Origin of the sequence: Caballeronia udeis, from assembly GCF_044909315.1 — a bacterium.
GTDB lineage: Bacteria > Pseudomonadota > Gammaproteobacteria > Burkholderiales > Burkholderiaceae > Caballeronia > Caballeronia udeis_A.
In genome coordinates, this window is the sequence record NZ_JBIYEB010000084.1 from 1 (window position 1) to 1,657 (window position 1,657).

Annotated in this window: 1 protein-coding gene; it reads right to left on the minus strand. The window is 63.7% G+C overall.

From position 1 onward, the window contains the following. Positions 1 to 419: 419 nt before the first annotated feature. Positions 420 to 1,571: an IS110 family RNA-guided transposase gene (locus ABH944_RS44540; RefSeq protein WP_404659728.1), complete on the minus strand. Its 1,152-nt coding sequence runs from the start codon at positions 1,569 to 1,571 to the stop codon at positions 420 to 422. Between the last annotated feature and the right edge of the window lie 86 nt (positions 1,572 to 1,657).

Genomic DNA, 1,657 nt, shown 5'->3' on the forward strand with positions numbered 1-1,657 from the left:
GACTTCTATGGGGCATTGAAAGTCAAGCCCTTGGGGATCTGTTTCCCGTGGATCAGTTACCTCCTTTGAGGGTGCTGCAAGTTGTCCACGGTCGACCAGCGGGTCGCCTGTCACGACCACGACGCTGGCCGGCGGTGGACAACTTGCACAGGCTAGGGTGCCTGATTCGTATTCGGAGTCCTTCTAAGCCAAACTTCAAAACGAGTTAGGTCGGAGTGTTTGATGTCCGGGCAACCGCCCCCGGACTAACTTCTATCCGTGCCGGCGCCAGGCCGGTCACCTCATACCACATGCGCAGAGCGCTGGAACCACTCCGTTACCGACGCGCCCCATCTAAAACTACGCTTGCCCGTCGGGCAAGCCTCTTACTGTCCGGGCGCGTCGACCCTCAGGCCGTGTCATCGATCGTCATTCGCCGCTCAGGTTGCAACCGTGTTGCTGCTGGGTGGCTTGAGTGTTGCCCCGAGCGGAATCTCACCCTGTTCTAGATAACGCCACAAGGCGATCGACAGACGGCGTGCAAGCGCCACTATGCCGATGCGTCGCACGCGCTTGCCGCCTCCCGCGAAGCGCACTTTGAACCACTGGCTCAGTTGGCTGGCCGGCTGGAAGCGCAGCCAGCTCCACGCGAGTTCGACCATCAGCCAGCGCGCTCGTTTGTTGCCGGCCTTGCTGATGCCCTGCTCGACCTCACTGGTGCCGCTCGCGTAAGGCGTCGGTGCCAGGCCCAGGCAGCCGGCGACTTCACGGCGGTTGTGAAACTGCCGCCAGCCGAACAGTTCCTTGACCAGGGTCCATGCGCTGCCGGTGCCGATACCCGTGAGCCGCGCCAGCACCGCGATCGCGGGTTGTGCGCCGCTGCGGACCTGACGGGCCTGCAGCGCCTCAAGCGTCCTGATCTGCCCGGCGACAAGCGACAGCCGCTCGAACTCGCGCTCAATCTCGGCCCGCAAGCCCGGCAGCAGTTGCCCTGCCTGCTGGGCCCACCAGTGCGCCCACGCGCGCCCGCCGATGTGCTCGACCCGCAGGTTGTGCAGCACCAGTAGCGAGCGGATCCGGTTGCTGTGCGCGGTGCGCTCCTGCCGCAGACGCCCGAGTTCCCGATGCACGCGCCGCTCATCCTCCTGCTCGGGCGTTGGGATCCGCGCGACCGCCCACACCCGCCGTTCACCCGCGTGGTAGCGCATCAGCATCGACAGCAGCTTGTCGCTGTCGAGCCGGTCCGTCTTCGCACGGCGTGCCCGCCGATTCACTTCGATACTGGCCGGGTCAACTACGAGGTTCGCAATCCCTTGTCCGCTCAGCCAGCGGTGCAGCCAAAAGCCGTCTCGCCCGGCCTCATAGCAACTGCGCACGGGAGCATCAGTGCCCAGATGGCAGCGGGCTTTGGCCTTCGAGATCGCGCTCAGGACCGCCGCCGTATCGCCGGCCACCACCGTACACCGACTCGGCGCGCGCACACCCTCGCCCAGTGACAGCTTCCAGCTCTTATCGCCCAATTCGAAGGCAACGTACAGCCGGCCGACGATCGTTATATGTTGCCCTTGAAGGGCCGTGTTAGGCGCGTCCATTTGCATGCTCCTTTCGAAAAACGAGTGTCAGAATTCTCGTTTTACTCCAGGGAGCTTACTTTCGATGGCCCCTTACATAGTATCTA

Excerpts from the sequence above, each read along its gene's own strand:
- ABH944_RS44540 (WP_404659728.1), bottom strand. The coding sequence starts at position 1,571 with ATGGACGCGCCTAACACGGCCCTTCAAGGGCAACATATAACGATCGTC.